28 protein-coding genes and 2 riboswitches are annotated in these 25,593 nt (G+C 71.4%); of the genes, 13 read left to right on the forward strand and 15 right to left on the reverse strand.

Features of this window, described 5'->3' with window-relative positions; genetic code table 11:
• Positions 1–53: 53 nt before the first annotated feature.
• On the reverse strand, positions 54–677 hold the full coding sequence (locus tag IE317_RS18725) for an AIM24 family protein (protein WP_191311765.1): 624 nt from the start codon (positions 675–677) through the stop codon (positions 54–56).
• Entirely contained in the window at positions 677–1,354 is a 678-nt protein-coding gene (locus tag IE317_RS18730; protein WP_191311768.1) for a TIGR00266 family protein, read from the reverse strand. The genes IE317_RS18725 and IE317_RS18730 overlap by 1 nt, the downstream gene beginning before the upstream one ends.
• Positions 1,355–1,427: 73 nt before the next feature.
• Between IE317_RS18730 and moeA the strand changes: the two genes are divergently transcribed.
• Positions 1,428–2,621: a molybdopterin molybdotransferase MoeA gene (moeA, locus tag IE317_RS18735; protein ID WP_191311771.1), complete on the forward strand. Its 1,194-nt coding sequence runs from the start codon at positions 1,428–1,430 to the stop codon at positions 2,619–2,621.
• On the opposite strand, the gene IE317_RS18740 is transcribed toward moeA, so the two are convergent.
• The gene (locus IE317_RS18740; protein ID WP_191311773.1) at positions 2,575–3,828 is read right to left on the reverse strand and encodes an MFS transporter; all 1,254 of its coding nucleotides are present in this window, start codon (positions 3,826–3,828) and stop codon (positions 2,575–2,577) included. The two genes, moeA and IE317_RS18740, sit on opposite strands and share 47 nt — an antisense overlap.
• Positions 3,825–4,391 (reverse strand): winged helix-turn-helix domain-containing protein, encoded by a 567-nt coding sequence (locus IE317_RS18745; protein WP_191311775.1) that lies wholly within the window; start codon positions 4,389–4,391, stop codon positions 3,825–3,827. Before IE317_RS18745 ends, IE317_RS18740 begins: the two co-directional genes overlap by 4 nt.
• Positions 4,392–4,463: 72 nt before the next feature.
• Between IE317_RS18745 and IE317_RS18750 the strand changes: the two genes are divergently transcribed.
• On the forward strand, positions 4,464–4,748 hold the full coding sequence (locus IE317_RS18750) for a GlsB/YeaQ/YmgE family stress response membrane protein (protein WP_191311778.1): 285 nt from the start codon (positions 4,464–4,466) through the stop codon (positions 4,746–4,748).
• 39 nt (positions 4,749–4,787) lie between these two features.
• On the opposite strand, the gene IE317_RS18755 is transcribed toward IE317_RS18750, so the two are convergent.
• Positions 4,788–5,009, reverse strand: coding sequence for a hypothetical protein (locus IE317_RS18755; protein ID WP_191311780.1), 222 nt, complete (start codon positions 5,007–5,009; stop codon positions 4,788–4,790).
• Positions 5,010–5,256: 247 nt separating this feature from the next.
• Here IE317_RS18755 and IE317_RS18760 point away from each other — a divergent pair, with 247 nt between their 5' ends.
• From IE317_RS18760 to IE317_RS18770, 3 genes are all read left to right on the forward strand, one after another.
• Positions 5,257–5,979: a phosphatidylserine decarboxylase gene (locus IE317_RS18760; protein WP_191311782.1), complete on the forward strand. Its 723-nt coding sequence runs from the start codon at positions 5,257–5,259 to the stop codon at positions 5,977–5,979.
• Positions 5,980–5,982: 3 nt separating this feature from the next.
• Positions 5,983–6,927: a CDP-diacylglycerol--serine O-phosphatidyltransferase gene (gene pssA / locus IE317_RS18765; RefSeq protein ID WP_191311785.1), complete on the forward strand. Its 945-nt coding sequence runs from the start codon at positions 5,983–5,985 to the stop codon at positions 6,925–6,927.
• Positions 6,928–7,127: 200 nt separating this feature from the next.
• The gene (locus IE317_RS18770) at positions 7,128–9,392 is read left to right on the forward strand and encodes an AAA family ATPase (RefSeq protein WP_191311787.1); all 2,265 of its coding nucleotides are present in this window, start codon (positions 7,128–7,130) and stop codon (positions 9,390–9,392) included.
• A 127-nt stretch (positions 9,393–9,519) separates the two neighbouring features.
• Here the strand turns inward: IE317_RS18770 and IE317_RS18775 are convergent, their stop codons facing one another.
• Positions 9,520–10,164, reverse strand: coding sequence for a LytR C-terminal domain-containing protein (locus IE317_RS18775; RefSeq protein ID WP_229902785.1), 645 nt, complete (start codon positions 10,162–10,164; stop codon positions 9,520–9,522).
• A complete protein-coding gene (locus tag IE317_RS18780) occupies positions 10,161–10,469 on the reverse strand; it encodes a DUF3263 domain-containing protein (RefSeq protein ID WP_003101701.1) in 309 nt (102 codons plus the stop codon). The genes IE317_RS18775 and IE317_RS18780 overlap by 4 nt, the downstream gene beginning before the upstream one ends.
• Before the next feature lie 155 nt (positions 10,470–10,624).
• Here IE317_RS18780 and IE317_RS18785 point away from each other — a divergent pair, with 155 nt between their 5' ends.
• The gene (locus tag IE317_RS18785; protein WP_191311790.1) at positions 10,625–11,203 is read left to right on the forward strand and encodes a peptide deformylase; all 579 of its coding nucleotides are present in this window, start codon (positions 10,625–10,627) and stop codon (positions 11,201–11,203) included.
• Positions 11,204–11,271: 68 nt separating this feature from the next.
• On the opposite strand, the gene IE317_RS18790 is transcribed toward IE317_RS18785, so the two are convergent.
• Positions 11,272–13,437: a glycoside hydrolase family 15 protein gene (locus IE317_RS18790; RefSeq protein WP_191311792.1), complete on the reverse strand. Its 2,166-nt coding sequence runs from the start codon at positions 13,435–13,437 to the stop codon at positions 11,272–11,274.
• 201 nt (positions 13,438–13,638) lie between these two features.
• On the opposite strand from IE317_RS18790, the gene IE317_RS18795 reads away from it, so the two are divergent.
• The 3 genes from IE317_RS18795 to thiD (IE317_RS18805) all read left to right on the forward strand — a co-directional run bounded on the left by IE317_RS18795 (position 13,639) and on the right by thiD (IE317_RS18805) (position 17,138).
• Positions 13,639–14,550: a S1C family serine protease gene (locus IE317_RS18795; RefSeq protein ID WP_191311795.1), complete on the forward strand. Its 912-nt coding sequence runs from the start codon at positions 13,639–13,641 to the stop codon at positions 14,548–14,550.
• A gap of 38 nt (positions 14,551–14,588) precedes the next feature.
• Positions 14,589–14,710, forward strand: a riboswitch (TPP riboswitch).
• Positions 14,704–16,341 (forward strand): phosphomethylpyrimidine synthase ThiC, encoded by a 1,638-nt coding sequence (gene thiC / locus IE317_RS18800; RefSeq protein ID WP_191311797.1) that lies wholly within the window; start codon positions 14,704–14,706, stop codon positions 16,339–16,341. (Overlaps the previous riboswitch by 7 nt.)
• The gene (gene thiD, locus IE317_RS18805; RefSeq protein ID WP_191311800.1) at positions 16,338–17,138 is read left to right on the forward strand and encodes a bifunctional hydroxymethylpyrimidine kinase/phosphomethylpyrimidine kinase; all 801 of its coding nucleotides are present in this window, start codon (positions 16,338–16,340) and stop codon (positions 17,136–17,138) included. The genes thiC and thiD (IE317_RS18805) overlap by 4 nt, the downstream gene beginning before the upstream one ends.
• Before the next feature lie 56 nt (positions 17,139–17,194).
• On the opposite strand, the gene IE317_RS18810 is transcribed toward thiD (IE317_RS18805), so the two are convergent.
• Complete coding sequence (locus tag IE317_RS18810) at positions 17,195–17,590, reverse strand: winged helix-turn-helix transcriptional regulator (RefSeq protein ID WP_191311802.1); 396 nt, start codon at positions 17,588–17,590, stop codon at positions 17,195–17,197.
• Between the two features lie 91 nt (positions 17,591–17,681).
• On the opposite strand from IE317_RS18810, the gene IE317_RS18815 reads away from it, so the two are divergent.
• Positions 17,682–18,605 carry an NADP-dependent oxidoreductase gene (locus IE317_RS18815; protein WP_191311805.1) on the forward strand — a complete coding sequence of 308 codons (924 nt, stop codon included), beginning with the start codon at positions 17,682–17,684 and terminating at the stop codon, positions 18,603–18,605.
• Here the strand turns inward: IE317_RS18815 and IE317_RS18820 are convergent.
• Positions 18,602–19,612, reverse strand: a complete 1,011-nt coding sequence (locus IE317_RS18820) for a phosphatidylinositol-specific phospholipase C domain-containing protein (RefSeq protein WP_191311808.1) — start codon at positions 19,610–19,612, stop codon at positions 18,602–18,604. The two genes, IE317_RS18815 and IE317_RS18820, sit on opposite strands and share 4 nt — an antisense overlap.
• Before the next feature lie 105 nt (positions 19,613–19,717).
• On the opposite strand from IE317_RS18820, the gene thiD (IE317_RS18825) reads away from it, so the two are divergent.
• On the forward strand, positions 19,718–20,545 hold the full coding sequence (gene thiD, locus IE317_RS18825) for a bifunctional hydroxymethylpyrimidine kinase/phosphomethylpyrimidine kinase (protein WP_191311810.1): 828 nt from the start codon (positions 19,718–19,720) through the stop codon (positions 20,543–20,545).
• 59 nt (positions 20,546–20,604) lie between these two features.
• Positions 20,605–21,408: an ion transporter gene (locus IE317_RS18830; protein WP_191311813.1), complete on the forward strand. Its 804-nt coding sequence runs from the start codon at positions 20,605–20,607 to the stop codon at positions 21,406–21,408.
• On the opposite strand, the gene IE317_RS18835 is transcribed toward IE317_RS18830, so the two are convergent.
• The 4 genes from IE317_RS18835 to thiO all read right to left on the reverse strand — a co-directional run bounded on the left by IE317_RS18835 (position 21,405) and on the right by thiO (position 24,020).
• Entirely contained in the window at positions 21,405–21,830 is a 426-nt protein-coding gene (locus IE317_RS18835) for a MarR family winged helix-turn-helix transcriptional regulator (protein WP_103351229.1), read from the reverse strand. The two genes, IE317_RS18830 and IE317_RS18835, sit on opposite strands and share 4 nt — an antisense overlap.
• A gap of 156 nt (positions 21,831–21,986) precedes the next feature.
• Entirely contained in the window at positions 21,987–22,745 is a 759-nt protein-coding gene (locus tag IE317_RS18840) for a thiazole synthase (protein ID WP_191311815.1), read from the reverse strand.
• Position 22,746: 1 nt separating this feature from the next.
• Positions 22,747–22,947, reverse strand: a complete 201-nt coding sequence (gene thiS / locus IE317_RS18845) for a sulfur carrier protein ThiS (RefSeq protein ID WP_191311818.1) — start codon at positions 22,945–22,947, stop codon at positions 22,747–22,749.
• Positions 22,947–24,020, reverse strand: coding sequence for a glycine oxidase ThiO (thiO, locus tag IE317_RS18850; RefSeq protein ID WP_191311820.1), 1,074 nt, complete (start codon positions 24,018–24,020; stop codon positions 22,947–22,949). The genes thiS and thiO overlap by 1 nt, the downstream gene beginning before the upstream one ends.
• A riboswitch (TPP riboswitch) is annotated at positions 24,014–24,119 on the reverse strand. Its footprint overlaps the gene before it by 7 nt.
• A 31-nt stretch (positions 24,120–24,150) precedes the next feature.
• Here thiO and thiE point away from each other — a divergent pair.
• On the forward strand, positions 24,151–24,810 hold the full coding sequence (gene thiE, locus IE317_RS18855) for a thiamine phosphate synthase (RefSeq protein WP_191311822.1): 660 nt from the start codon (positions 24,151–24,153) through the stop codon (positions 24,808–24,810).
• A 1-nt stretch (position 24,811) separates the two neighbouring features.
• Here thiE and IE317_RS18860 read toward each other — a convergent pair whose 3' ends face one another.
• Positions 24,812–25,546: a hypothetical protein gene (locus tag IE317_RS18860; protein ID WP_191311824.1), complete on the reverse strand. Its 735-nt coding sequence runs from the start codon at positions 25,544–25,546 to the stop codon at positions 24,812–24,814.
• Between the last annotated feature and the right edge of the window lie 47 nt (positions 25,547–25,593).

The following is a 25,593-nucleotide window of genomic DNA, read 5'->3' on the forward strand; positions in this document are numbered from 1 at the left end:
CCAATCACGCTACCGGAATTATTCCCCTCGGCAATGGGCAATTCGTCCGAAGATCACGAACCCGAAAGGCGTCTGTTCCGCGCGTGCACGAGCACCGTCCCGGGACCCGCGAAGTCGAGCGCGAGCCCTTCGCCGGTGCGCAGTGACTGCGGCCCGCCCGGATCGAGGGCCCGCAGCCGGCACTGGATCGTGTCGGGGTAGGCCAGCAGGTAGTCCGGCCGGACCGTGACCAGCTCCCCCTTGCCGAGCTCGAACGCGTCCACCGGGCCCGGCGCGGCCAGCACGAGCGGCCCGGTTCCGCTGTAGTGCTCGAGAAACCCCGAATCGGCGCCGAAGAGCTGCTGCAGCGGCACCCAGCCGGGGTCGTGCCGGACCGTCGACGGCCGCACCAGTACCGCGTCGCGGTGCACCGACCAGCCCGTGCCGCCACTCACCTCGAGCGGGTAGACGTCGCCGGGGCGCAGCGGCGCGAAGTCGATCCAGCCGCCGTCGGACGGCGCGGTGTAGACGACCGTCGTGCTCTTGCCCGCGCGCACGCCGCCGCGGCCCGCCGGCGTCTCGATGACGCCGAATCGGCTGGCGAGCAGGGTTTCCGGCGCGGCGCGCACGGCCTCCCCCGGGTCCAGCAGGACGCGGGCGACGCCGAAAACGGGCGTGTGCCGGGTCTGGACGCGCATCAGCGTGAGGGGACGTGGGAGACGATCCAGCCGATCAGCGCGGACGGGTTGCGCGTCTGCGTCATGATCTGGCCGGGACCGACGAAGTCGAACACCAGGCCTTCGCCGCTCTTCATCGACTGGATGATGCCCTGCGCGACCTTCCGGATCTGGTACTGCACGGTGTCGGCGTACGCGACGACGTGCCCGGTGTCGATGGTCACCATCTCGCCCTGCTGCAGGGTGATGGTCTCGACCGCGCCGTAGCAGCTGACGAGCAGCTGGCCCTGGCCGGTGGCATGGGTCAGGAAGCCGCCCTCGCCGCCCATCAGGTTCTTCATCCCGCCCCACTTGGTTTCGGTCTGCACGCCGTGCGACGACGCGAGCCAGCAGCCGCGGGTGACGGCCCAGCCAGTGCGGCCGTCGAGGGTGAGCACCTGGATGTCGCCGGGCAGGTTGGCGGCGACGTCGACCCAGCCGCCGTTCGGCGGCGCGGTGAAGGTGGAGATGAAGAAGGACTCGCCGGAGAGGAAGGCGCGGCCGAGGCCCTTCATGATCCCGCCCTGCGCCTGCGACTGCACCTGCACGCCGTAGCTGGTGGCCATCATCGCGCCGGACTCGACCTGGCACGGCTCGCCGGGCGCCAGCATCAGCCGGGCGACGGCGAACGAAGGCTGTTGACGGATTCCGACCTGCATGCGTGCTCCCCTGTGGCGTGCGCTTGTCGGGGCAGAGTCTTGCATGCGCCCGGAACACGGGGAGGATGGTCCGGTGATCTCCGTCGACGACTACCGCGACCGCGTCGCCGCGCTCCTCGGCACGGCCCCCGCGACCACGCTGCCCCTCGCCGCCGCGGCCGGCCTCGTCCTGGCCGAGGACGTGCGCGCCGGCGTCTCGCTGCCGCCCTTCGACAACTCCGCGATGGACGGCTACGCGGTCCGCGCGGCCGATGTCACCGCGTCCCCGGTGACGCTGCCGGTCGCCGACGACATCCCGGCGGGCCGGGTCGACGTCCGGCCCCTCGAACCGGGCACCGCGCAGCGGATCATGACCGGCGCGCCGCTGCCGCCGGGCGCGGACGCCGTCGTGATGGTCGAGGACACCGACGGCGGCACGGAAACGGTGACGTTCTCGGCGCCCGCCCGCGAAGGCGCGCACATCCGGCACACCGGCGAGGACGTCGTCGCCGACGAGGTCGCCCTGCACGCGGGCACCGTGCTGGGCCACTCGCAGCTGGGCCTGGCGGCCGCGGTCGGCCTCGCCGAGGTGCGGGTGCACCGGCCGCTGCGGGTGCTGGTGGCCTCGACCGGCACTGAGCTGATCGACGCGCCGGCCCCGCTGCGGCACGGCCAGATCTACGAGTCCAACAGCGTGATGCTCGCCGCGGCGATCCGCGGCCTCGGCTGCGAGGTCGAGGTGGTCCGCAGCGTCGTCGACGACGTCGAGGAGTTCCGGAAGGTCATCGAGCCGAAGCTGGACGGCACCGACCTGCTGGTCACCTCCGGTGGCGTCAGCGCCGGCGCGTACGAAGTGGTGAAGGACGCACTGACCGGACAGGGCGTCGAGTTCGCGAAGATCGCGATGCAGCCGGGCGGGCCGCAGGGCAGCGGGCGCTGGCACGGCGTCCCCGTGGTGGCGCTGCCCGGCAACCCGGTCAGCGTGCTGGTGTCGTTCGAGGCGTTCCTGCGCCCGGCGATCCTGACGGCGCTGGGTCACACCGACGTCTCGCGACGGCGGGTGCGGGCCCGGCTGACCGAGGCGATGAGCTCACCGTCCGGGCGCCGTCAGTACCGCCGGGGCGTGTTCACCCCGTCCGACCGGGAGGTCACCGGGATCGTCGGACCGCGCGGCGGGCCGGGCTCGCACCTGCTGGCCGCGTTCACCCAGGCCAACTGCCTGATCGTGCTGCCGGAGGACGTCACGTCGGCAGCGGTTGGGGACGAAGTGGACGTCCTGCTCCTCTGACCGGGAAGTCCCGCAGCTTCCGATACGGCGCCAGCAGCGGCAACGCGATGATCAGCACGGCGGACGCCACCCACAACGTCCCCCGGACACCGATCGCTTCGCCCAGCACGCCACCGAGCACCCCGGCCAGCGGGATCGTGCCGTAGGAGACGAGCGAGGCGCTCGAGGTGATCCGGCCGAACAGCTCGGGCGGACAGTACTGCTGCCGGAACGTCGTGGTCAGCACGTTCGAGGCGACGACGCCCGCGCAGACACCGAAGACCGCCAGCACGAACAGTCCCAACCCCCAGCCGGGGCTGCTCAGCGGACCGAGCAGCATCATCGGAGCCGCGAAGATCTCACACAGGAGGAAGGCGCGGGCCGCGCCGAAGCGCGTGCTCAGCCGGCCCGCGACCGCCGCGCCGAGCACCCCGCCGAGGGCGGCCAGCGCCAGGACCAGCCCGACGAGACCGGGACCGGCGCCGAGGGTGCGCGCCAGGAAGACGATCTGGATGGAGCTGTACCCGCTGAGCGCGAGGTTCGAGACGGCGGCGAACGCCATCATCGACCGCAGGTACCGGTCCCCGGCGACGAACCGCAGGCCCTCGGCGATCTGGGTGCGCAGCGGCGTCCGCTCGGCCGAGACCACGGTCTCCCTGGCCCGGATCGCTCGCACGCAGAGCACGGACACACCGAAGCTGACCGCGTCCGCCAGGATGCCGCTGACCGGGCCGAAGATCTGGGCGAGCAGCCCGGCCAGGCCCGGCCCCGCGACCTGCGTCGCGGACTCGCTGCCGTGCAGCTTGGCGTTGGCCTCCAGGAGTTGTCCCTCGGCGACGAGCGCCGGGAGGTATGCGCGATAGGCGAGGGTGAAGAACACCTTGGCGATCCCGCCGAGCAGGGCCGCGGCCAGCAGGTACGGCATGGTCAGCACGCCGAACGCGGCGGCGAGCGGGACGCTGCCGAAAACGGCCATCGAGACGATGTTGCAGACCTGCATCACCGGCCGCTTCGCCAGCCGGTCGACCCACGCGCCGGCGGGCAGCCCGATGAGCAGCCACGGCAGCCAGGCCACCGCCGTCAGGAGCGCGACCTGGAAGGTGCTCGCCTGCAAAGTGACCACCGCGACCAGCGGCAACGCCGTGGTCGCCACCATGCTGCCGAGCATGCTCGTGGTCTCGCCGGTCCAGAGCAGCCGGAAGTCCCTGTTCCCCCAGAGCCCCTTCACGGCTGACCCACCGAAGCCCTCGCGACGAGGAAGACGGGCCGCCGCTCCTGGCCGTCGTCCGGGATCTCCCGGAGCGAGTACTCGGTGAACAGCGCGAGGATCCGCTCGTCCAGTTCGCGGATCTCGTCGACGGACAGGCGCGCCCAGTCGTCGGTGGCGAACGCGCCCGCCGAACGCCAGGGCTCCGGCTCGGAGTCGCGCTGGTTCAGCCACTCGCGGTAGATGGCCGCCTGGTGTTCGAGGTTCAGCTGCTCCGCGGCTTCCGCGACCGGGTCGTCGGGGAAGTCCGCCGCGGCCCAGCGGATGCCGTCGGACGTGCGACGCCACCAGCGTTCCCGCTGGTCACGAGCCAGTTCCGGGGCCTCCTCGACGAGGTCGACGGCGGCCAGCACCTTGACGTGGTGGCTGATGTTGCCGACCGCCTGGCCGGTTTTCGCGGCGAGCACCGACGCGGTCGCGGGCCCGTCGAGGCGCAGGAGGTCGAGCAGGCGGCGGCGCAGCGGGTGCGACATCGCCGCGAGCACCTTGGAGTCCCGGATGTCCCGGATGTCTTTCTCACGCATGACACACAAGAGTAGTTGTACAAGAATTCTTGTGCAATGGCGCTTGTACAACTGCTCGCGTAAACTCCGGCCATGGGTTTCGTCGCATGGGTGATCTTCGGCGCGATCGTCGGCTGGGTCGCGAACCTGGTCGTCGGCGGGCGCACGCGGCAGCGCCAGGGTTGCCTGGTCAGCGTGCTCGTGGGGGTCGTCGGCGCGGCTTTGGGCGGGGTGGTCTACCGGCTCGCGACCGGCCAGGCGAAGACGTTCGACTTCGACTTCCCCAGCTTCGGCGTGGCCATCCTCGGCGCGGTGGTGCTGCTGGCGATCCTGCGGCTCGCGAGCGGTCTGGCCCGGCGTCCGAGTGACCGTTGGTAACTTTTGCCGGACGAACCGTGATCGACGGGCCGCCGGACGCTAGACTGCTTCGTCACGCGCGTCTCCCGGTGGCCGGGTGCGTGCGCCGTCGGGGGGCGGATGCACCCGGCCCCCTTCCTTCGCCTTCATCGCCTCGATGACGACGTCCACCGCCCGCATCGGATCGACCAGCGACGGCACCGGCACGTCGTCGATCTCCCGGCGCCACGCGCCCAGGAGCTCGCGAAGCCGGGCTTCGGCGGGATCGCGGCGGTCGGTCATCGGTCCTCACAGGTCAGGCGGGCAGCGCCCCGAACGGCGGCAACTACTGAGAGTCATCGCTGAAATCGACCTTCCGTTACGACGGGACGATCATTCCCACCCACCGCGGTGACCCCCTCCCGGAGGAGTCCGGCAGGGGCGCACGGACACCCTCACCTGGGGCAGCGGTAGCGTGGGGGCGCCCGTACGCGGCGGCCGGACCCCGGCGCCGATCCGTTCTTCCGACACGAAACCAGGGGACCCGACCATGAGCGGCACCCGGCCGGATTCCGCCGGCAACCCCGTCGCCCACGCCCTCCAGCTCGCCCGCGAGACGCTGCCGCCGATGCACCCCGCCGGTCGCCCGTTCGTGGCGGGCGGCGTCGCCGCGACCCTGCTCGCACGCCGGTTCTCCAAGCGCCTCGGGCTCGTCGGCGCCCTGGCGACCGTGGCGACGGCCGCGTTCTTCCGCGAGCCGAAGCGGGTCCCGCCGCCGCGTGACGGCGTCGCGCTCGCCTCGGCCGACGGTCTCGTGTCGCTGATCGAAGAAGCCGTCCCGCCCGCCGAGCTCGGCCTGCCCGCCGAGCCGCGGATGCGCGTTTCGGTGTTCCTCTCGGTGTTCGACGTGCACGTCCAGCGCGTGCCGGCGAACGGCGTGATCGAGCGGGTCGCCTACCGGCCCGGCAAGTTCCTGTCCGCGGACCTGGACAAGGCCAGCGACGACAACGAGCGCAACTCCGTGCTGATGCGCACCGAAGACGGCCACGAGCTCGTCGTCGTGCAGATCGCCGGCCTGGTCGCGCGCCGCATCCTCTGCGAGATCCGCGAGGGCGACAAGGTCGCCGCCGCGTCGACGTACGGCATCATCCGGTTCGGCTCGCGGGTCGACCTCTACCTGCCGCCGGGCTCGACGGTGCTGGTCAGCAAGGGCCAGCGGACGGTCGGCGGCGAGACGGTCATCGCCGAACTCCCCGCGCTTCCGAAGGGCTGATCGATGGTCCGCGTGACCACCCCGGGCGTCCGGCTGCTGCCGAACGCCATCACCGTGCTGGCGCTGTGCGCGGGGCTGTCGGCCGTGCAGTTCGCGCTGACCAAGAACTACGCGATGGCGATCGCTTCGATCGGCATCGCGGCGGTGCTCGACAGCCTGGACGGCCGGATCGCGCGGCTCCTGGACGCGACGTCGAAGATGGGCGCGGAGCTGGACTCGCTGTCCGACGGCATCTCGTTCGGCGTCGCGCCGGCGCTGGTGATCTACGTCTGGCAGACGGGCGCGGACCGGATCGGCTGGGTGGCGTCGCTGATCTTCGCCGTCTGCATGATCCTGCGGCTGGCCCGGTTCAACACGCTGCTCGACGACACCGAGCAGCCGCCGTACGCGAGCGAGTTCTTCGTCGGCGTCCCGGCGCCGGCGGGCGGCCTGCTGGGGATGCTGCCGCTGGTGGCGTACCTGCAGTGGGGCGAGGGGTGGTGGTCGTCGCAGTACGTCGTGTGGGCGTGGACGGTCGCCATCGCGGCGCTGCTGATCAGCCGCATCCCGACGCTGTCGCTCAAGACGGTCAAGGCGCCGCCCAAGGCGATCGCGCCGCTGCTGCTGGGCGTGGCGCTGCTGGCCGCGGCGATCATCCAGTTCCCGCTGGTCGCGCTGCTCGCGGCGATGGTGCTGTACCTGGCGCACATCCCGTACTCGATCCACCGGCACCGCTGGCTGGCGGCGCACCCGGAGGCCTGGACGGTCCCGCCGAGCGAGCGCCGCGCGATCCGCCGCGCCCGTTCCTCGCGCCGCCTCGGCCTGCGCCGTCCGCTGCGCCGCCGCGTCGCGGGCGCGGCGATGCGCGCGGTCCGCCTCCCCCGCGAAACGACCCGAGTCCCGCGCAGCACGTCGGACAACGGCCAGCGCCGCCGCACCTGGCGACAGATAGGCCTCCGCCGCAAGTAGTGTGATGCCCCTCCAATCACGCGAGATCGCTCCCCAATCACGCGAGTTACGCCTCCAAGCACGCGAGACACGCTCCTGATCACGCGAGTTCGCGGTCCGGCAGAGCATCTCGCGTGCTCCGCGGGGCATCTCCGGTGATTGGGCGGGCATCATGCGTGATTGGCGGGGCATCACCCGCGCGGCTCGCTAGGGTGAACGGCGTGAGCCACCCCCAGATCACGCTGACCGTCCGGCACACTCCGTCGGCGCTGGACACGCGCCGCGGTGTCGTCCGGCTGCATCCCGAAGTCCTCGACGCGCTGGGCCTGCGGGCCTGGGACGCCGTTCACCTCACCGGGGCGCGGGTCAGCGCCGCGCTCGCCGCTCCCGCCGACGAGACCGGCGTGCCCGGGGTGGTGCTCACCGACGACGTCACCATGTCGAACCTCGGTGTCACCGAGGGCTCCGAGGTCGTCGTCGCGCCGGCCGACGTCGCGGCGGCCAGGACCGTGACCGTCGCCGGGTCGCGGCTGGCCAGCGTCTCGGTCAGCCCGCACATGCTGCGGCTCGCGCTGATCGGCAAGGTGCTGACCGTCGGGGACGCCGTTTCGCTGCTGCCGCAGGACCTCGCGCCGTCGCCGGGGTCGGACCCGGCCGGCCTGCGCGGCCAGCTGTCGCGGGCGATCGGCGCGACCTGGACGAACGAGCTGCTCACCGTCACCGCCACCGAGCCGGCCGGCACGGTGGCCGTCGGACCGTCCACAGTGGTCACCTGGCGAGACGGCGCGCGGCCGGGAACCGCCGAGCCCGCCACGCCCCGGACGGCGACCGCGCTGGTCCGCTCCTCCGCCGTCACCGCGGCCGAGGAGTGGATCGACGCCGAGGTCGTCGAGGACGAGGTCGTCACCGAAGAAGAGCCGGCCGTCCCGCTGGCCGACCTGATCGGCGCCGAGGCCGCCGCGCGCAAGCTCGCCGAGTGGTTCGACCTCGCCTTCCACCGGCCCGAGCTGCTGGCCCGGCTGGGCGCGCCCGCCCACCTCGGCGTCCTGCTGTCCGGCCCCGAAGGCGTCGGCAAGGCGACGCTCGTGCGGTCGGTGGCCCACGACGCCGGCATCAAGATCATCCCGCTGGCCGCGCCGAACCTCGCCGTGCTGGACCCGAACGTCGCCGTGGCGCGCCTGCGCGACGCCATCCGCACCGCCGAAGGCCCTTCGGTCCTCCTGCTCACCGACGTCGACGCGCTGCTGCCGGCGACGACTCCCCCGCCGGTCGCCACGGTCGTGCTGGAGGAACTGCGGACCGCCCTGAAACGCGAACGCTTCGCCGTCGTCGCGACGACGGCCCGTGCCGAATCGGCCGACCCGCGGCTGCGGGCCGCCGACCTGCTGGACCGCGAGCTCGGCTTGGCCCTCCCGGACGCGAAAACCCGCCGTGAGCTGCTGAACGTCCTGCTCCGCGACGTCCCGCTGGACGCGGGTATCGACTGCGGCGTCCTCGCCGAGCGGACGCCGGGCTTCGTCGCCGCGGACCTGATCGCCCTGCGCCGGGACGCGGCGTTGCGGGCGGCGCTGCGGCAGCGTGACACCGACGAGCCGCGCATCTCGCAGCAGGACCTGCTGGACGCGCTGGCCACCGTCCGCCCGGTCTCGATGTCCACTTCGGACAACCTGGCCACCGGCGGGCTGACCCTGGACGACGTCGGGAACATGGTCGACGTCAAGCAGTCGCTCACCGAGGCCGTGCTCTGGCCGCTGCGGTACCCGGACTCCTTCGCGCGGCTCGGCGTCGAACCGCCGCGCGGGGTGCTGCTGTACGGGCCGCCCGGCGGCGGCAAGACGTTCCTCGTGCGGGCGCTGGCCGGCACCGGCGCGCTGAACGTCTTCGCGGTCAAGGGCGCCGAACTGATGGACAAGTGGGTCGGCGAGTCCGAGCGCGCGGTGCGCGAGCTGTTCCGCCGGGCCGCCGAGGCCGCGCCCGCGCTGATCTTCCTGGACGAGATCGACGCGCTGGCCCCGCGCCGCGGCCAGTCGTCCGACTCCGGCGTCGCCGACCGGGTGGTCGCCGCCCTGCTCACCGAGCTCGACGGCGTGGAGCCGATGCGCGAAGTCGTCGTCCTGGGCGCGACGAACCGGCCGGAGCTGGTCGACCCGGCGCTGCTGCGGCCCGGACGGCTCGAGCGCCGCGTCTACGTGCCGCCGCCGGACGCCGAGGCCCGCGCGGCGATCCTCGCCGCCAGCTCGAAGAACACGCCGCTGGCCGAGGACGTCGACCTCGCGGCGGTGGCGTCCACTCTGGACGGTTACTCGGCGGCCGACTGCGCGGCGCTGATCCGCGAAGCGGCGTTGACGGCGATGCGCGAGTCGCTGGAAGCCCGCGAAGTCACCGCGGCGCACCTCGAGACGGCCCGGAAGACGGTCCGGCCGAGCCTCGACCCGGCCCAGCTCGCCGCCCTGGAGGCGTACGCGAAGACCCAGACCGGTGATTAGCGGGGCATCACGCGTGATTGAAGGGGCATCACGCGTGATCAGAGGGGCATGACACGTGATGGGGCGGGCATCAGCGCGATGCCCGCCCCATCACGCATGATGCCTGCTCAATCACGCGAGAAGCCCGTCAGCTGCCCTTGTGGGCGCCTTGGTATTCCTTGGTCACGATGACGATCACGCCGGGGCTCGCGCTCTGGATGCCCTCGAAGCGGGGCTCGGCCTTGATGCCGAACTCCTGGGCGAGCTGCTTGGCCGCCGCTTCCTCGTCGGTGCCCGGGCGGTAGAACGCCGTCGTCGTCGGGATGATGCCCTGGGAGTAGTTGCCGACCTCGTTGACGTTCCAGCCGGAACCGCGGAAGTCCTCCGCCGCGCGGTCCGCCAAGCCCTTGATCGTCGAGTTGTTGAACACCCGGACGGTCACCCACTTGTTGGACGCCTGCTGGTCGCCGCCCGGCTGGCCGGGCTGACCAGGCTGACCGGGGCCGGCCGACGTCGGCTGGCCGGGCGCCGGCGAACTCGGCGACGGCGGCGTGGGCGACGAAGGACTCGCCGAGCTCGACGTCGACGCCGGAGAAGAAGCCGACGACGAGGCCGACGGCGATGTCGACGACGTGCCCGGCTGCGTCGGCGTGCCGCTCGGCCCGGCCTCGTTCGACCCGTCACCCCCGCCGAGCGCGGTGATCCCGCCGATGACGGCGGCGATGATGGCCACGCCGATCAACGCGACACCCGCGGCCTTCATCGGCCGGGACATTCCCGAAAAGACACTCATTTCAGCTCGATCCCCAGTCGCCGGGCGCCTCGCTTGCGCTGGCGGGCGGCACGCGTCTTGCGCAGCCGCTTCACCAGCATCGGGTCGGCTTCGATCGCCTCCGGCTTCTCCAGCAGCTTGTTGAGCAGCTGGTAGTAGCGCGTCGCAGACAAGTCGAAGCGTTCGCGGATGGCGTTCTCCTTCGCCCCGGCGTGCCGCCACCACTGGCGCTCGAAGGCGAGGATCTCCACCTCGCGTTCGGTCAGGCCGGGCACGGGCTTCGGCGGCGACGGCTGCGGCTCAGCCATCGACTCCGCGGCGTCCATCCGAGTCCCTCTCAATCGGGCGTCATGGCGAATCAGACCTAGCTCTTCCGCGGGCGCCATTCAACCACGGAAGCCACCGCCGACGTGGGCATCGACGTCGGCGCGTCACGGTCTGATGCAGGTCTACCAGAGGGGTCCGACTAAACTGGCTCGCCGTGACCATCCACCCCATCGTTATCGCCGGCGAACCCGTGCTGCACCAGCCGACTCGCGAGATCACCGAGTTCGACGAGAAGCTGCGCACGCTGGTGGACGACATGTTCGAGACGATGTACGCCGCCGAGGGCGTCGGCCTGGCGGCCAACCAGATCGGCCTCGATCTGCGGGTGTTCGTCTACGACTGCCCGGACGACGAAGGCGTGCGGCACAAGGGCGTCGTCGTCAACCCGAAGCTCGAGACGTCGGAGGTCCCGGAGACCATGCCGGACCCGGACGACGACTGGGAGGGCTGCCTCTCGGCGCCCGGCGAGTCGTACCCGACGGGCCGGGCGAAGTGGGCGAAGGTGACCGGCGCCGACATCGAGGGCAACCCGATCGAGGTGGAGGGCACCGGCTACTTCGCGCGCTGCCTGCAGCACGAAACCGATCACCTGGACGGGTACATCTACCTCGACCGCCTGGTCGGCCGCCACGCGCGCGCGGCGAAGAAGATGCTGAAGCACAACAAGTGGGGCGTCCCGGGCAACTCGTGGCTGCCGCCGAAGACCCCCGAGGACGACGGCGCCGTCATCTGACCCCCTCGTGAGTGAGAAACAGTGTTCTAACACTGTTTCTCACTCACGAGCGGTGCGGCAGGGCTGGGTCAGCAACCGAGGAAGTGGCAGCGGACCACCTGCGGCGTCTCCAGCACCGAGCCCGCCTTGACGTCCTGCGCGAGCCGGACGTACTGGGCGTGCGTCCAGGCCAGCGGGGTCGCCGACGTGTTCGGCGTGCCGGCCGGAAAGCCGGTCTGCCCGGACGGCGGGTTCTCGTCCCAGACCTGCTCCGGCATGGTCTCCGCCGAGCTGCTCACCCGGCCGAGGTCACGCAGCCGCCGCGCGGCCGACGACGGGTCGCCGAGCGCCAGTTCGTACTCGCCGCGCTCGCCGGCGAGCAGCGGCCACAGCCGGCCGAACGTCGTGCGGCTCTCCGCCGGGAACGTGTAGTCCCACGGCGAGCCGTCGGCCTGCTCGCCGTAGCCGTCCTTCGTGTAGCGGTGCCAGAACTGCCCGGTCGGCGTGGTGAACGCGATGTCGGAGTCCGTCACGCGCACGCTGTTGCGGATCACCGGGTCGTCGGCGCGGTAGATGCCGAGCCGGACGAGGTCGAGGAAGCCCGCGTCGGTGACCGCGCGCTGGTCCATCGTCACGCTCGAGTTGCCGAGGTTGTACGTCGTCCCGTTGTTCGCGTCGGCGTCCTTCGTCAGCCGGACGAAGTACGGGTCCTTCGACAGCGGCCCGTTCGTGGTGATCGTCTGCTTCGGCAGGTCGGCCTTCATCTTGTCGGCCGCGGCGAGGTACCGGGCCGCGTCGGCGGAGGCGCCGTTGTGCGAAGCGATGTCGGCCGCGCAGACGAGCCCGGCGATCACCGAGGCGATGGTCGACGGGGACCAGCCGTCCTGCTCCTCCCAGCGCTCCTGCTGGGTGTACGGCGACGCCTGCCCGTTCGGACCCCGGTAGCCGAGGATGAAGTCGGCGGCCTTGCGGACGCCGGGCCACAGGTCGTTCCGGCCGAGCTGCTGGGCCAGCACGATCGGGAACGCGGTCTCGTCGAGCTGGATCGACGTCCAGTACGGCACGCCGTCGACCCGGCTGTTCTGCGGCATGTGCCCGTCGGCCTGCTGCTGCGTGCCGAACATGTAGGTCACGGCCCGATTCGCGGCGGCCGTGTCGCCGCCGGCGGCCAGCCCGGTGGCGATCTGGTAGAGGTCACGCGGCCAGACCAGGTGGTAGGTGCCGGACGGCGACCACTCCGGGTCGTTGTTCCCGAACCGCCACGGCATGCTCGGCGACGCGATGAAGGCGCCGGGGTGGTGCTTGTCCTCGCTCGCGGCGAGCGTCAGCATCGACGCCTTGTAGAGGTCGCGCTCGGCGTCGGTCTTCAGCGACGACGGCGGCTTGCCGACCCCGCGCAGGTACTGCTGCCAGCCGCGGTCGTAGGCACGCGTGATGTCGCGGACGCCGCGTCGCTGCGACGCCTGGGCGCTGCGAAGCGCGTCCGCGGCCTTCGCGCCCATGCCGAGGGCGAGGGTGACGTGCCGGGTGCGGAGGCCGTCGGCGCTCGTCCGGCCGGTCAGCACGACGTTGCCCTTGGTCGCGGTGTCGTAGGTGGCGAGCTTGAAGGTCTTCGCGAGCTGGGTGTTGCCGTCGGACGCGCCCGCGTAGCCGACGCTCGTCTGCGTGAACGCGGGCTGCGCGGCGAGGGCGGCCGCGTTCGACGCGTCCTGCGCGGTGACGGCGTCACGTGCGCGCGCGGCGGAGTCGTCCGAACCGTCGTTGGTCAGGTCGGGGTCAGCGACCGCGTAGAGCTGGTAGGGCCGCCCGGTCAGCGACTGGAAGTCGACGTCCACCAGCACGGTCGTGGCGGCCGGGTCGGTGACGTAGGTCTTGCGGAGGCGCCAGCGGTGCTGGTCGTCGGTGATGGTCTGCTCGTAGGTCAGGCTGTCGTCGTCGGTCCGCCGGACCTGCTGCGACTTCGCCGAGTAGTCCGTGACGGCGAAGCTGCGGCCGTCCGTGACGACGAAGTCCAGCGAGCGCACGCTGGGCGTCGACAGGTCGGGGTAGTAGACCTCGGACATCCGGCCGCCCTGGAGGGTGAACCAGACGTTGCTCGACCGGTCGTGGGCCGTGCCGAACCCGGTCTTGTTCGCGGGCAGCCAGCTCGGATGGGCGCCGGGTGCGCCGGGAGCCGGCCCCTGGGCCGCCGCGGTCGCCGGGATCAGGCCGGTGACCAGCAGCCCGGCGAGGGCGCTGAAGATGAGTTTTCGCATGTCAACCCCACAGAAGATCGCTTCTGCACCGTTACAGAAGCGACTTGGCAGTCTGCCGCCGATCCTTCACCGGCGCATGGTCCGATCCGGTGAACCACTGACCGTCACTGGTCCGGTGAACCGGTTCACGGACAGCGAACGGACTTCCCGCACCACCGGGCGCAGACTTGTATTACTTGCAACGGTGTAATCGAGGTGCGCATGGACGACGCGATGGACGCCTACTCGCGCGCGGTCAGCACGGTCGCCAGGACCGTCACCCCGCACGTCGCCGGGGTGCAGCTCGCGCGCGGCAGCGGCTCGGCCGTCGTCTTCGCCGACGGCGGTCTGCTGCTCACCAACGCCCACGTCGTCAGCGACCACCGGCGCGGGGTCGCCACCTTCGCCGACGGCAGCGAAGTGCCCTTCGACGTCGTCGGGGCCGATCCGCTGTCCGATCTCGCCGTGGTGCGCACGCGCGGCGAGACGCCGCCGGCCGCCGTGCTCGGGGACGCCGATCGGCTCGTCGTCGGGCAGCTTGTCGTCGCCGTCGGGAATCCGCTCGGGTTCTCCGGGACGGTCACCGCCGGGGTCGTCAGCGCGCTCGGGCGGGCCCTGCCGGTGCGGCAGGGGCGCACCACCCGCGTCATCGAGGACGTCATCCAGACCGACGCCGCGCTCAACCCCGGCAACTCCGGCGGGGCGCTCGCCGACTCCGCCGGCCGGGTCGTCGGCGTCAACACCGCCGTCGCCGGGGTCGGGCTCGGGCTCGCCGTGCCGATCAACGCGACGACCCGGCGGATCATCGACACGCTCGTCGTCGAGGGCCGGGTGCGGCGCGCGTACCTCGGCGTCGTCGGCGTGCCCGCGCCGCTGCCGGATGACGTCGCCGAGCGCACCGGGCAGAACGCCGGGCTGCGGGTGCGCGAAGTCGTCTCCGGCGGCCCTGCCGACCGGGCGGGTCTCAAGGCGGGCGATCTCGTGCTCACCGTCGCACGCACCCGCGTGTCGGACGCGCAGGGCATCCAGCGGCAGCTCTTCGCGGAAGTGATCGGCACCGCACTGCCGATCACCGTGCTGCGCAACGGCGCCATGGTCGACGTCTACGCCACCCCGGCAGAGTTGGCCGGGTGACTTGAGTATCGCGCCCCGGCGTGGCATGGTCGGTGGCACAACACCAACGCGGGAGCTCGCGCCATGGCGGGCTGAGAGGGTGACTGGGGTTCTCCCGGTGTCACCGACCGCATGAACCTGACCGGGTAATGCCGGCGTAGGGAGTGAAAGTCGTTGACGGCTTTGGAAAGCAATGCTGCGCTGAACGTCACGACCGGTCCGATTACCGGCTCGCGCAAGGTGTACCACCAGACCGAATCGGGGCTGCGGGTTCCCGCGCGCCGGATCGACCTCTCGAACGGCGAACACTTCGACGTCTACGACACTTCGGGCCCGTACACCGATCCCGACGCGTCGATCGACGTCCACAGTGGACTGCACCGGTTGCGCGCCGGCTGGGCCGACGGGCGGGAGCACAACACCCAGCTCGGGTGGGCCAAACAGGGCGTCATCACCCGCGAGATGGAATACATCGCGGCCCGCGAACGGGTTTCGGCGGAGTTCGTGCGCGACGAGGTGGCCCGCGGCCGTGCGGTGATCCCGGTCAACCGCAAGCACCCCGAGTCCGAGCCGATGATCATCGGCAAGAACTTCCTGGTGAAGATCAACGCCAACATGGGGAACTCGGCCGTGTGGTCGTCGGTCGAGGAAGAGGTCGACAAGATGGTGTGGGCCACCCGCTGGGGCGCCGACACGATCATGGACCTGTCCACCGGCAAGCGGATCCACGAGACGCGGGAGTGGATCATCCGCAACTCGCCGGTCCCGGTCGGCACCGTGCCGATCTACCAGGCGCTGGAAAAGGTCAACGGGGAGCCGGAAAAGCTGTCGTGGGAGGTCTACCGCGACACGATCATCGAGCAGTGCGAGCAGGGTGTCGACTACGTCACCGTGCACGCCGGCGTGCTGCTGCGCTACATCCCGCTGACCGCCCGGCGCGTCACCGGCATCGTCAGCCGCGGCGGCTCGATCATGGCCGCGTGGTGCCTGGCGCACCACCAGGAGTCCTTTTTGTACACGCACTTCGAGGAGCTCTGCGAGATCCTCCGCCAGTACGACGTCACGTTCTCCCTCGGCGACGGCCTGCGTCCCGGGTCCATTGCGGACGCCAACGACCGCGCCCAGTTCGCCGAGCTCGAAACCCTCGGCGAGCTGACGCACATCGCGCGCTCGCACGACGTCCAGGTGATGATCGAAGGCCCCGGTCACGTGCCGATGCACAAGATCAAGGAGAACGTGGAGCTCGAGGAAAAGCTTTGCGGCGAGGCGCCGTTCTACACCCTCGGTCCGCTCGCGACGGACATCGCGCCGGCGTACGACCACATCACCTCGGCCATCGGCGCGGCGCAGATCGGCTGGTACGGCACGGCGATGCTGTGCTATGTGACGCCGAAGGAGCACCTCGGCCTGCCCAACCGCGACGACGTCAAGACCGGCGTGATCACGTACAAGATCGCCGCGCACGCCGCGGATCTGGCCAAGGGGCACAAGTACGCCCAGGAGTGGGACGACGAACTGTCGAAGGCACGCTTCGAGTTCCGCTGGAACGACCAGTTCAACCTGTCGCTGGACCCGGACACCGCCCGCTCGTTCCACGACGAGACGCTGCCCGCCGAGCCGGCCAAGACCGCGCACTTCTGCTCGATGTGCGGCCCGAAGTTCTGCTCGATGCGGATCACGCAGGACGTCCGCAAGTACGCGGAGGAACACGGTTTGTCCACTGTGGAGGCGATCGAGGCCGGCATGGCTTCGAAGTCGGCGGAGTTCACCGAGTCCGGCGGCCAGGTCTACCTGCCGGTGGTCCAGCCGTGACACCGAAGACCGCCCTCACCATCGCCGGATCGGACTCCGGCGGTGGTGCGGGCATCCAGGCCGACCTGCGGACGTTCTTCGCCAACGGGGTGCACGGCCTGGTCGCGCTGACGGCGGTCACCGTGCAGAACTCCCTCGGCGTGCAGGGTTTCACCGAAATCCCCGCCGACGTCGTCACCGCGCAGATCAAGGCGGTGGCCTCGGACATGGGCGTCAACGCCGCGAAGACGGGCATGCTGGCGACGGCGGAGATCATCCGCGCGGTCGCGAAAACCCTGGACGAGGTCGAGGTCGGCCCGTTCGTGGTCGACCCGGTCGCGGCCTCGATGACGGGCGACGCGCTGCTGCGCGAGGACGCCCTGGAGGCGATCCGCACCGAGCTGTTCCCCCGCGCGACGCTGATCACGCCGAACCTCGACGAAGTCCGGTTGCTGACCGGGGTTTCGGTGGTGGACGCGGCTTCCCAGTGCGCCGCGGCCGAGGCGCTGCTGGAGTTCGGCTCCCGGTGGGTCCTGGTGAAGGGCGGCCACATGACGGGCACCGCGGACTGCGTGGACCTGCTCTCGGACGGCCGCGAGTACATCTCGCTCAGCGGTCCCCGGTACGAGACCGAGAACACCCACGGCGGCGGCGACACGCTGGCGTCGGCGATCACGGCGTCGCTGGCGAAGGGCGCTTCGGTGCCGGACGCCGTGGCGGCGGGCAAGAAGTTCATCGAGCGCTGCGTGGCGGAGGCCTACCCGCTGGGTGCCGGGGTCGGCCCGGTCTCCCCGTTCTGGGCGCTCGGACCCTCGTGAGTGGTAAAGAGGGTTAGAACCCGCCTTCTCACTCACGACCAGCCGCGGCAGACCTGCTAACGGACCGGTTGGAGCTCGCGGCCGTCGTACTGCTCGCGGGCCGAGCGGATGCGGCCGAAGTTGGCCTGCGACCAGTTGCTCAGCGCGATCAGGTGTGCCCCGGCCTCGGCGCCCATCTCCGTCAGCGCGTACTCCACCGTCGGCGGTGTCGTCGGGTAGACCGTGCGCGTCACGAAGCCGTCGCGCTCCAGCTGGCGCAGGTTCTGCGTCAGCATCTTCTGGCTGATGCCGTCGACCGCGCGGCGCAGCTCGCCGAAGCGGTGCGGGCCGCGGGCCAGCGCGCCCAAGACCAGGGCCGTCCACTTGTTGGCCAGCAGGTCCAGCACGTCCCGGCACGGGCAGTTGCGCAGGTACACATCCCAGGGTCCGCCCTGGTCACAGGTGGTTTCCATCAGGTACCTACTGTACCAACTAGTGCCTTCTGGCAAAAAGTGACCAAGGATCCGAAGATGGAGGCGACCCCGAAGCAGAAGGAGTGAAGCAATGCGCATCGTGACCCAGCAGGCCCTCGGCGGGCCGGAGGTGCTCCGCGTCACCGAGGCGCCGCGCCCCGAACCCGGGCCCACGGAGGTCCTGGTGCGGGTGCGGGCCGCCGGGATCAACCCGGTCGACTGGAAGGTGCGGCGCGGCGGCGGGTTCCTCGGCGAGCCGCCGTTCACCGTCGGCTGGGACGTCGCCGGCGTCGTCGAGCAGGCCGGTTTCGGCGCGACCGGTGTCCAGGAGGGCGACGAAGTCCTCGGCATGCCGTGGTTCCCGCGGCCGGCCAACGCCTACGCCGAGTACGTCACCGCGCCCTCGCGCCACTTCGTGCGCAAGCCGGCCGGGCTGTCGTTCGCCGAGGCCGCCGCCCTGCCCCTCGCCGGGCTGACCGCGTGGCAGGGCCTGGTCGACGTCGCGAACGTCCACGAGGGACAACGCGTGTTCGTCGACGCCGCCGCGGGCGGGGTCGGCCACCTCGCCGTGCAGATCGCCAAGGCCCGCGGCGCGCACGTCATCGGCACGGCCAGCGCGGGCAAGCACGAATTCCTGCGCGAGCTCGGCGTCGACGAGCCGATCGACTACCACGAAGCCGAAGCCACCGCGTCCGATGTGGACGTCTACTTCGGACTCGTCGGCGAGGAGAGCGACCTGCGCTGGCTGCCCGCGATCAAGGAGGGCGGCCTGCTGATCGGGGTGCCCAGCGGGGTCGGCGACCGGGTCGAGAAAGCGGCCGGGGCCAGGAACGTGCGCACGAGGCGGATCCTCGTCGAACCCGACCGCGGCGGGCTGACCGGCCTCGTCGGACTGATCGAGGCCGGTCAGCTGAAGGTCCGCGTCGAGCAGACCTTCCCGCTGGAGGACGCCGCCAAGGCGCACGAGCTGGGCGAATCCGGGCGCGTGTCCGGCAAGCTCGTGCTGACCGTCTAACCGCGGGCGAGCACCTGGGGCAGCACCGTCGTGAGCCCGGTCCAGTCCGCGGTGACCACCGACGCGTGCTGCTTCGCCAGGTCGGCGACGCGCTGGTTGGCCTGGTCGACCGTCGGGTTGTGGCCGTCGATGGCCGGCGCGACGTTCTGCGCGTCGGTCATCACGAGGTAGTAGTGGCTGGCGTCGTACCACCACGGCCCGGTCTGCGTCACCCACGCGTTCGCGTCGCCGTCGAACACCACGAACCACGGCTTGAGGTCGGCGGTGTACCTGTCCCGCGGGTCACCGCCGGCCGCGCCGTGCACGGTGGGGAAGATGTTCGCGTCGCCCAGCTTGCCCGCGTTCTTGAGGCCGACGAGGTAGCGCGCGTACTCGACGTCGGTCTTCAGCGTGTCGGTCGGGTTCTGCTCCTCGACCGTGCCCGGGATGATCTCGGTGATCACCCGGCCCCGCAAGGCGTCCACGGACGGCCAGTTGTCCGCTTTGGCGGCGTCGTCGAGCGTCGCGTAGCCGCCGAGCAGCTCGGCCGGGCGGAAGGCGACGCTGCCGAGGTGCGCCCGGAACGTGGCGTCCAGCTCGTCCGGGCCCATGCCGGTGTTGTCCGAGAAGCCCGTCTTCATCTCGAGCTTGAGCGTGATCGGCGTGTGGCCCGGGTGGGCGGCCAGCCAGATCCGGATGTCGTCGAGGCAGTACTCCAGGTTCTTGTTCTTCCCGCCCGAGTACAGCTGCGCCGCCGAGGTGGCCGCGACGCAGTTGTTCTGGTTCCCCAACGGGTTCGAGTGGCTGACCTTCCATTCGTGGGTGAAGAAGTCCGGCCAGACGTCCAGCTCGATCAGCGACGACCCGGCGTCGAGCGCCTGGGCGAGGTAGCCGTAGGCCGCCGGGTCGTACGTGTTGTGCACGCCGACGGTGGTGACGTGGGACAGCTTGGGACTGTCGGCGTCGGCCGCGGTCGCCCCCGAGAGCGTGAGTGCCGCCGTGAGGATTGCCACCGAGAAGAGCTTCATCCAGGCTCCTTCGAACGTGAGTAACGTTCACAATGTCTCACCGTGGTTGACTGTTGATGAAGCAAAAGAGGCTGATCGGCCTAGACCAGAAGTCGGGAAACCACCATGACGACGAGCCTGCCGACCGCGTTGACCATCGCCGGGTCGGACTCCGGCGGCGCCGCCGGGCTGCAGGCGGATCTGCGGACGTTCCTGACCTGCGGCGTGCACGGCCTGGTCGCGGTCACCGCCGTCACCGTGCAGAACACCCTGGGCGTGCACGACCGCGCCGACCTGCCGCCGCACATCGTGGCCGGGCAGATCGAGGCGGTGGCGGCGGACATGGGCGTCGGCGCGGCGAAGACCGGCATGCTGGCCTCGGCCGAGATCATCCACGCCGTCGCCGCGGCCTGTGACCACGCCGAAATCGGGCGGGACGCGAAGATCCCGTTCGTCGTGGACCCGGTGGCGGCGTCGATGCACGGCCACCCGCTGTTCGACGAAGCCGGGCTCGTGGCGCTGCGCGACGAGCTGCTCCCGCGCGCCACGGTACTGACCCCGAACCTCGACGAGGTCCGGCTGCTCACCGGGATGACCGTGACCGACCGCGAGGGCATGCACACCGCGGCCGTGGTGCTGCACCGGATGGGCCCGCGGTACGTCCTGGTCAAGAGCGGTCACCTGCAGACCGACCCCGAGTGCGTGGACCTGCTCTTCGACGGCTCGACGTTCGTGGAGCTGCCGGGCCGGCGCTACCCGACGCCGCACACGCACGGCGCGGGCGACACGATGGCATCGGCGCTCACCGCGGGCCTGGCCAAGGGGATGTCCGTGGTCGAGGCCGCGCGCTACGGCAAGTGGTTCGTCTCGCACGCGGTCGAGCACGCGTACCCGATGGGCGCGAAGGTCGGTCCGGTGTCGGCTTTCTGGCGGCTGGCGCCCGAGGAGCGCTGAGCGACCACCCGGCTACCATTCCTGCGCTTACTTTTCCTTGAACCACGCAGGGGGTGCCCTTGACCGGGCGCGAGCGGGTGGCGAAGGTCCTCGAGGGCCGCCGCTTCCAGAACTTCATCATCGCGGTGATCGTCTTCAACGCCGTCACCCTCGGCATGGAGACGTCGACGTCGATCATGGACGGCTACAGCGGCCTCCTGCACGTCCTCGACCACCTCGCGCTGGGCATCTTCGTCGCCGAGCTGCTGGCCAAGTTCTACGCCTACCGCGGCAGCTTCTTCCGCGACAACTGGAACGTCTTCGACCTGCTGGTCGTCGGCATCGCGGTGATCCCGGCGACCGGGCCGTTCGCGGTCCTGCGGTCGCTGCGCGTGCTCCGGGTGCTGCGGCTGATCTCCGTCGTGCCGTCGATGCGCAAGGTCGTCTCCGGCCTGCTCGCCGCGATCCCCGGCATGGCGTCGATCGCCGCGCTGCTCGCGCTGATCATCTTCGTGGCCGGCGTGATGGCGACCAAGCTGTTCGGCACCATCGACCCCGGCGACTTCGGCGACCTCGGCACGTCGCTGTTCACCCTGTTCCAGGTGATGACCGGCGAGGCGTGGCCGGACATCGCGAAGACCATCATGGAACAGGCGCCGCTGGCCTGGATCTTCTTCGTCGTCTACATCCTGGTGTCCAGCTTCGCGGTGCTGAACCTCTTCATCGCCGTGGTGGTCAGCGGCATGGAGGACGAGCTGCGTCAGGACATCCGCGAGGAAGAGGCGAAGCAGGCCGAAGCGCAGGCGGCCGCGAACCAGGAAATCCTCGACGAACTCCGCGCCCTGCGCGCGGAGCTGGCCGAACTGCGGCAGCGAGCGGCTTAGTCGTCCGCGATCAGGGCTTCGAGCGCCGGGATCGCCGCCGTCAGGGCTTCGCGGTGCTCGGGCGAGAGCCGGTCGAGACGGCGGTTGAGCTCCTGGACCCGGGTCGACCGGACGCCGGAGACGAGCCGCTCGCCCTCTTCGGTCGCCTTCGCCAGCCACGCCCGGCGGTCGACCGGGTCGGACTCGCGGCTGACGTACCCCGCCTCGACCAGGGACGCGATGATCCGCGACATCGTCGCCGCGGCCACGCCCTCCTTGGCGGCGAGGTCACCGAGCCGAAGCTGGCCCGCGTGCACCAGCGTCGCCAGCGCCGAGATGGCACCGTGGCCCGGCCCGGGTACGCCGGCCTGGCGCAGGGACCGCGACAGCCTGCCGACGGCGAGGTACAACCTGCCCGAGGTGTCCTGAACCGATGTGGTCACGGCTGGCTCCTTCTGCGCTGCCCGGCCGCGGATGCGCCGGAAAGTGCCGTCCACCTTACGGGTTCCAGGTCACGCTCGGCGTGAAGCCGCAGCGTCATACCGGGGCTCCGCCCCGGGCCGGGGGCTCCGCCACCCGGAACCCCCGAAAGCAGCAGTTCACCGAGGTGGACTCGAAGCCTGCGCCCAGAAGCGTTGCGGCACCCGCCCCGCGCCCCGGGCCAGGTGACCGGCGACGACGGCGGAACGCATCGCCGACGCCATCCGCTCGGGATCCGCCGCCCGGGTGACCGCCGTGGACAGCAGGACGGCGTCGCACCCGAGCTCCATCGCCAGCGTCGCATCGGACGCCGTGCCGATTCCGGCGTCCAGGATCACCGGGACGCCCGCCCGCGAAACGATCAGCTCGATGTTGTGCGGATTCCGGATGCCGAGGCCGGTGCCGATCGGCGCGCCCAGCGGCATCACCGCGGCGCAGCCGGCCTCCTCCAGGCGCAGCGCGAGCACCGGGTCGTCGTTCGTGTAGGCGAACACGGTGAACCCGTCGGCAGCCAGCCGTTCGGCGGCGTCGAGGGTCTCGATCGGGTCCGGGAGCAGCGTCCGGTCGTCGGCGTGCACCTCGAGCTTGATCAGGTCGGTTTCCAGCGCCTCGCGGGCGAGCTGCGCGGTGAGCACGGCTTCGGCCGCCGTCCGGCAGCCCGCGGTGTTCGGCAGCAGCTCGATGCCGAGCCTCGTCAGGAGTTCGAGGACACCCGAGCCGCCTTCGGCGTCGGCGCGGCGCATGGCGACCGTGGTCAGCTCGGTGCCGGACGCGACGAGCGCGCGTTCCAGCACGGCGAGGTTGGCCGCGCCACCGGTGCCGATGATCAGCCGGGACGTCAGCTTGGTCGTGCCGATGACCAGTGGTTCTTCGTCCATTTCAGCCTCCCTGGACCGCGGTGAGCACGTCGAGGACCGCCCCCTTGGGCACGGCGGTGGTGGCCCAGTCGGCGCGGCGGACGACGACCCCGTCGACCGCGACGGCGATGCCGGGCCGCTGCCCGCCGGTCGCGTCGAGGACGTCGGCGACGGTGGCGCCGTCCGGGAACGCCGTCCACTCGCCGTTGAGCTTGATCTCCATCACTCGTGCTCCTTCAGGTGCAGGCGGGCGGGGGACGCGGCTTCGGTGCCTGCCGGCGGCGCCTCCCCCTCGAGCCAGGCGACCACGGCGTCCGCGGTCACCGGGGCCATCAGCAGGCCGTTGCGGTGGTGCCCGGTCGCGGCGAAGACACCGTCGTCCAGGACACCCAGGTACGGCAGCGCGTCCCGGCTGCCGGCCCGCAGGCCGGCGGCGGTCTCGGTCAGCTCGTACTCGGTGATCGCGGGGAAGACGCGTTCGGCGCCTTCGAGCAGCTCGCGCACGCCGCGGGCGGTGACGGCCCGGTCGAACCCGGCCTCGTACTGGGTGGCGCCGAGGACGAGCTCGGAGTCGCCCCGCGGGACGAGGTAGATCGGGCGGCCTTCGACGACGGCCCGGACGGTGTGCGCAGGCGGTGGCAGGCAGCCGTGGCGGGGCTTGAGCCGCAGGATCTCGCCCTTGAGCGGGCGGACGGCGCCGGCGAGCCGGGGGTGCAGCTGCCCGGTCCAGGCGCCCGCGGCGAGCACGACGGCTTCGGCGTCCGGGAGTTCTTCGACGCGCTCTTGCCGGAACCGGACATGGTGGTGCACACAGGCGGCGTACAGGGCTTGCAGGAGTTTCCGGTTGTCCACGGCCAGGTCGCCGGGGACGTGCAGTCCACTTCGGACGGATCCGAGGCCGGGTTCGAGCCGCTTGGCTTCCCGGCCGGTGAGCCGCTCGGCCGTGCGGCCCATTTCGCCGAGGTGGCGGGCGAGAATTTCGAGGTGCCCGGCGTCGGCACTGTCGAAGGCGACGACGAGCGTGCCATGCTCGGCCAGACCGGGGTCAAAGCCCTCTTTCCGCAGGTCACGGGCGAAGTCCGGCCAGCGTCTCAGCGACTCTTCGCCGAGGCGGAGGACGTCCTCCTCGCCCGGCCAGGCCTCGGTGACCGGGGCGAGCATGCCGCCGGCCAGCCAGGACGCCCCGCCGCGCGCGGGTTCGGGGTCGTACAGGGTGACTTTTCGACCGGTGCGTGCGGCACGCCACGCCGTGGACAGGCCGATCACGCCGCCGCCCACCACTGCCAGGTTCGTCATGGAATCACGCTCCCTGCGCCGGCATGACCCGGATCAGGTTCCACGGTCGGAGCGGCAGCTCCCTCTCAGCCCGTGCCTCGGGCTCCCGTGCGGACACCCTCACCCTAACGCGCGAGGTACGGTCGCCGCTATGCCCGCCCTCTCCGGTGACAAGATCCGCGCCCGCCTCGACGCGGCGCGCCTTTACCTCTGCACGGACGCCCGCACTTCCCGCGGCGACTTGGCTGCCTTCGCCGACGCGGCCCTCGCGGGCGGCGTCGACATCATCCAGCTGCGCGACAAGACCGGCGCCCTGGAGGCGGCCGGCGAGATCGCCGCGCTGGAGGTGCTGGCGGAGGCGTGCGCCCGGCACGGGGCGCTGCTGTCGGTGAACGACCGCGCCGACGTGGCGCTGGCGGTCGGCGCCGACGTGCTGCACCTGGGCCAGGACGACATCCCGGTGCCGCTGGCCCGCCGCGTCCTGGGTGACGACGTGGTGATCGGCCGGTCGACGCACTCGCTCGACCAGGCCCTCGCGGCGGCCGCGGAGCCCGGCGTGGACTACTTCTGCACAGGCCCCTGCTGGCCGACACCGACCAAGCCGGGCCGGCCGGCACCGGGCCTGGACCTGGTCCGCGACACGGCGGCCTGGGCTCCGGAGCGGCCGTGGTTCGCCATCGGCGGCATCGACGGCGACCGGCTGCCTTCGGTGCTCGAGGCGGGCGCGTCGCGGATCGTGGTCGTCCGGGCGATCACCGAGGCCGAGGACCCCGAGGCCGCGGCCCGCGCACTGCGGGCCGCGCTGCCCTGAGTCACGGGGTCGGCGTCGTCGCCGCGCCCTTGCTGGTCGGCGGGGTCGCCGTGGTGGCCGGGGCCGAGGTCGACGGCTGCTCGGTCGTCGTGCCCGGGGTGGTCGACGGGGTCTCGGACGACGTCGTCGGCGGGTTCGTGGTGTCCGTCGGAGTCGTTGTCGTCTCCGTCGGGGACACCTGCGTGTCGTCCGTGCTCGGCGCCGGCGTCGTCACCGGGGTCTTGTCCTGGTGGCCGGAGCCGCCGGTGAAGATCTTGCCGATGCTCGAGCCCGTCCCGCCGCCGATCTGGGTCCCCGTCGCCGACTCGAAGCCGACGATCGACAGGATCGCCACCGCGAACGCCGCCACGCTCGTGCCGATGATCAACGGCCAGCGCAGCTTCCGCAGCCGCGCGGACAGCCGGGACGGCTCTTCCTCCGGCGGTTTCAGCTGGACCGTCGGCTGGTCGGTGAGGTCGGCCGGCGCCGGCCCGCGCCGCCGGATCCCCGACGTCGCCAGCTGGCGCGCCTTGAGCGCCGCCTCGCGGGTGCGCTGCAGCGAGCGCAGGTACAGCTCGCTGCCGACCGTCGACACCACACTCGCCACGCCGGCGCCCACCACCGTGCCCGCCACACCCAGTGTCGAGCCGAGCAGCGCCGCGGTCACCGCCGCCAGCGCCGCCGCCAGCACCTGCGCGATCCGCAGGCCCGACTTCTCTTCCTTCTCCTCCGAAGCCGCTACTTTCTCCTCGCTCATGATCCCGATCTAGGTAGTCAGTGTTCTCCCCTGTCCAACGTCTAAGG

It is taken from the genome of Amycolatopsis bullii (assembly GCF_014654205.1).
Lineage (GTDB): Bacteria > Actinomycetota > Actinomycetes > Mycobacteriales > Pseudonocardiaceae > Amycolatopsis > Amycolatopsis plumensis.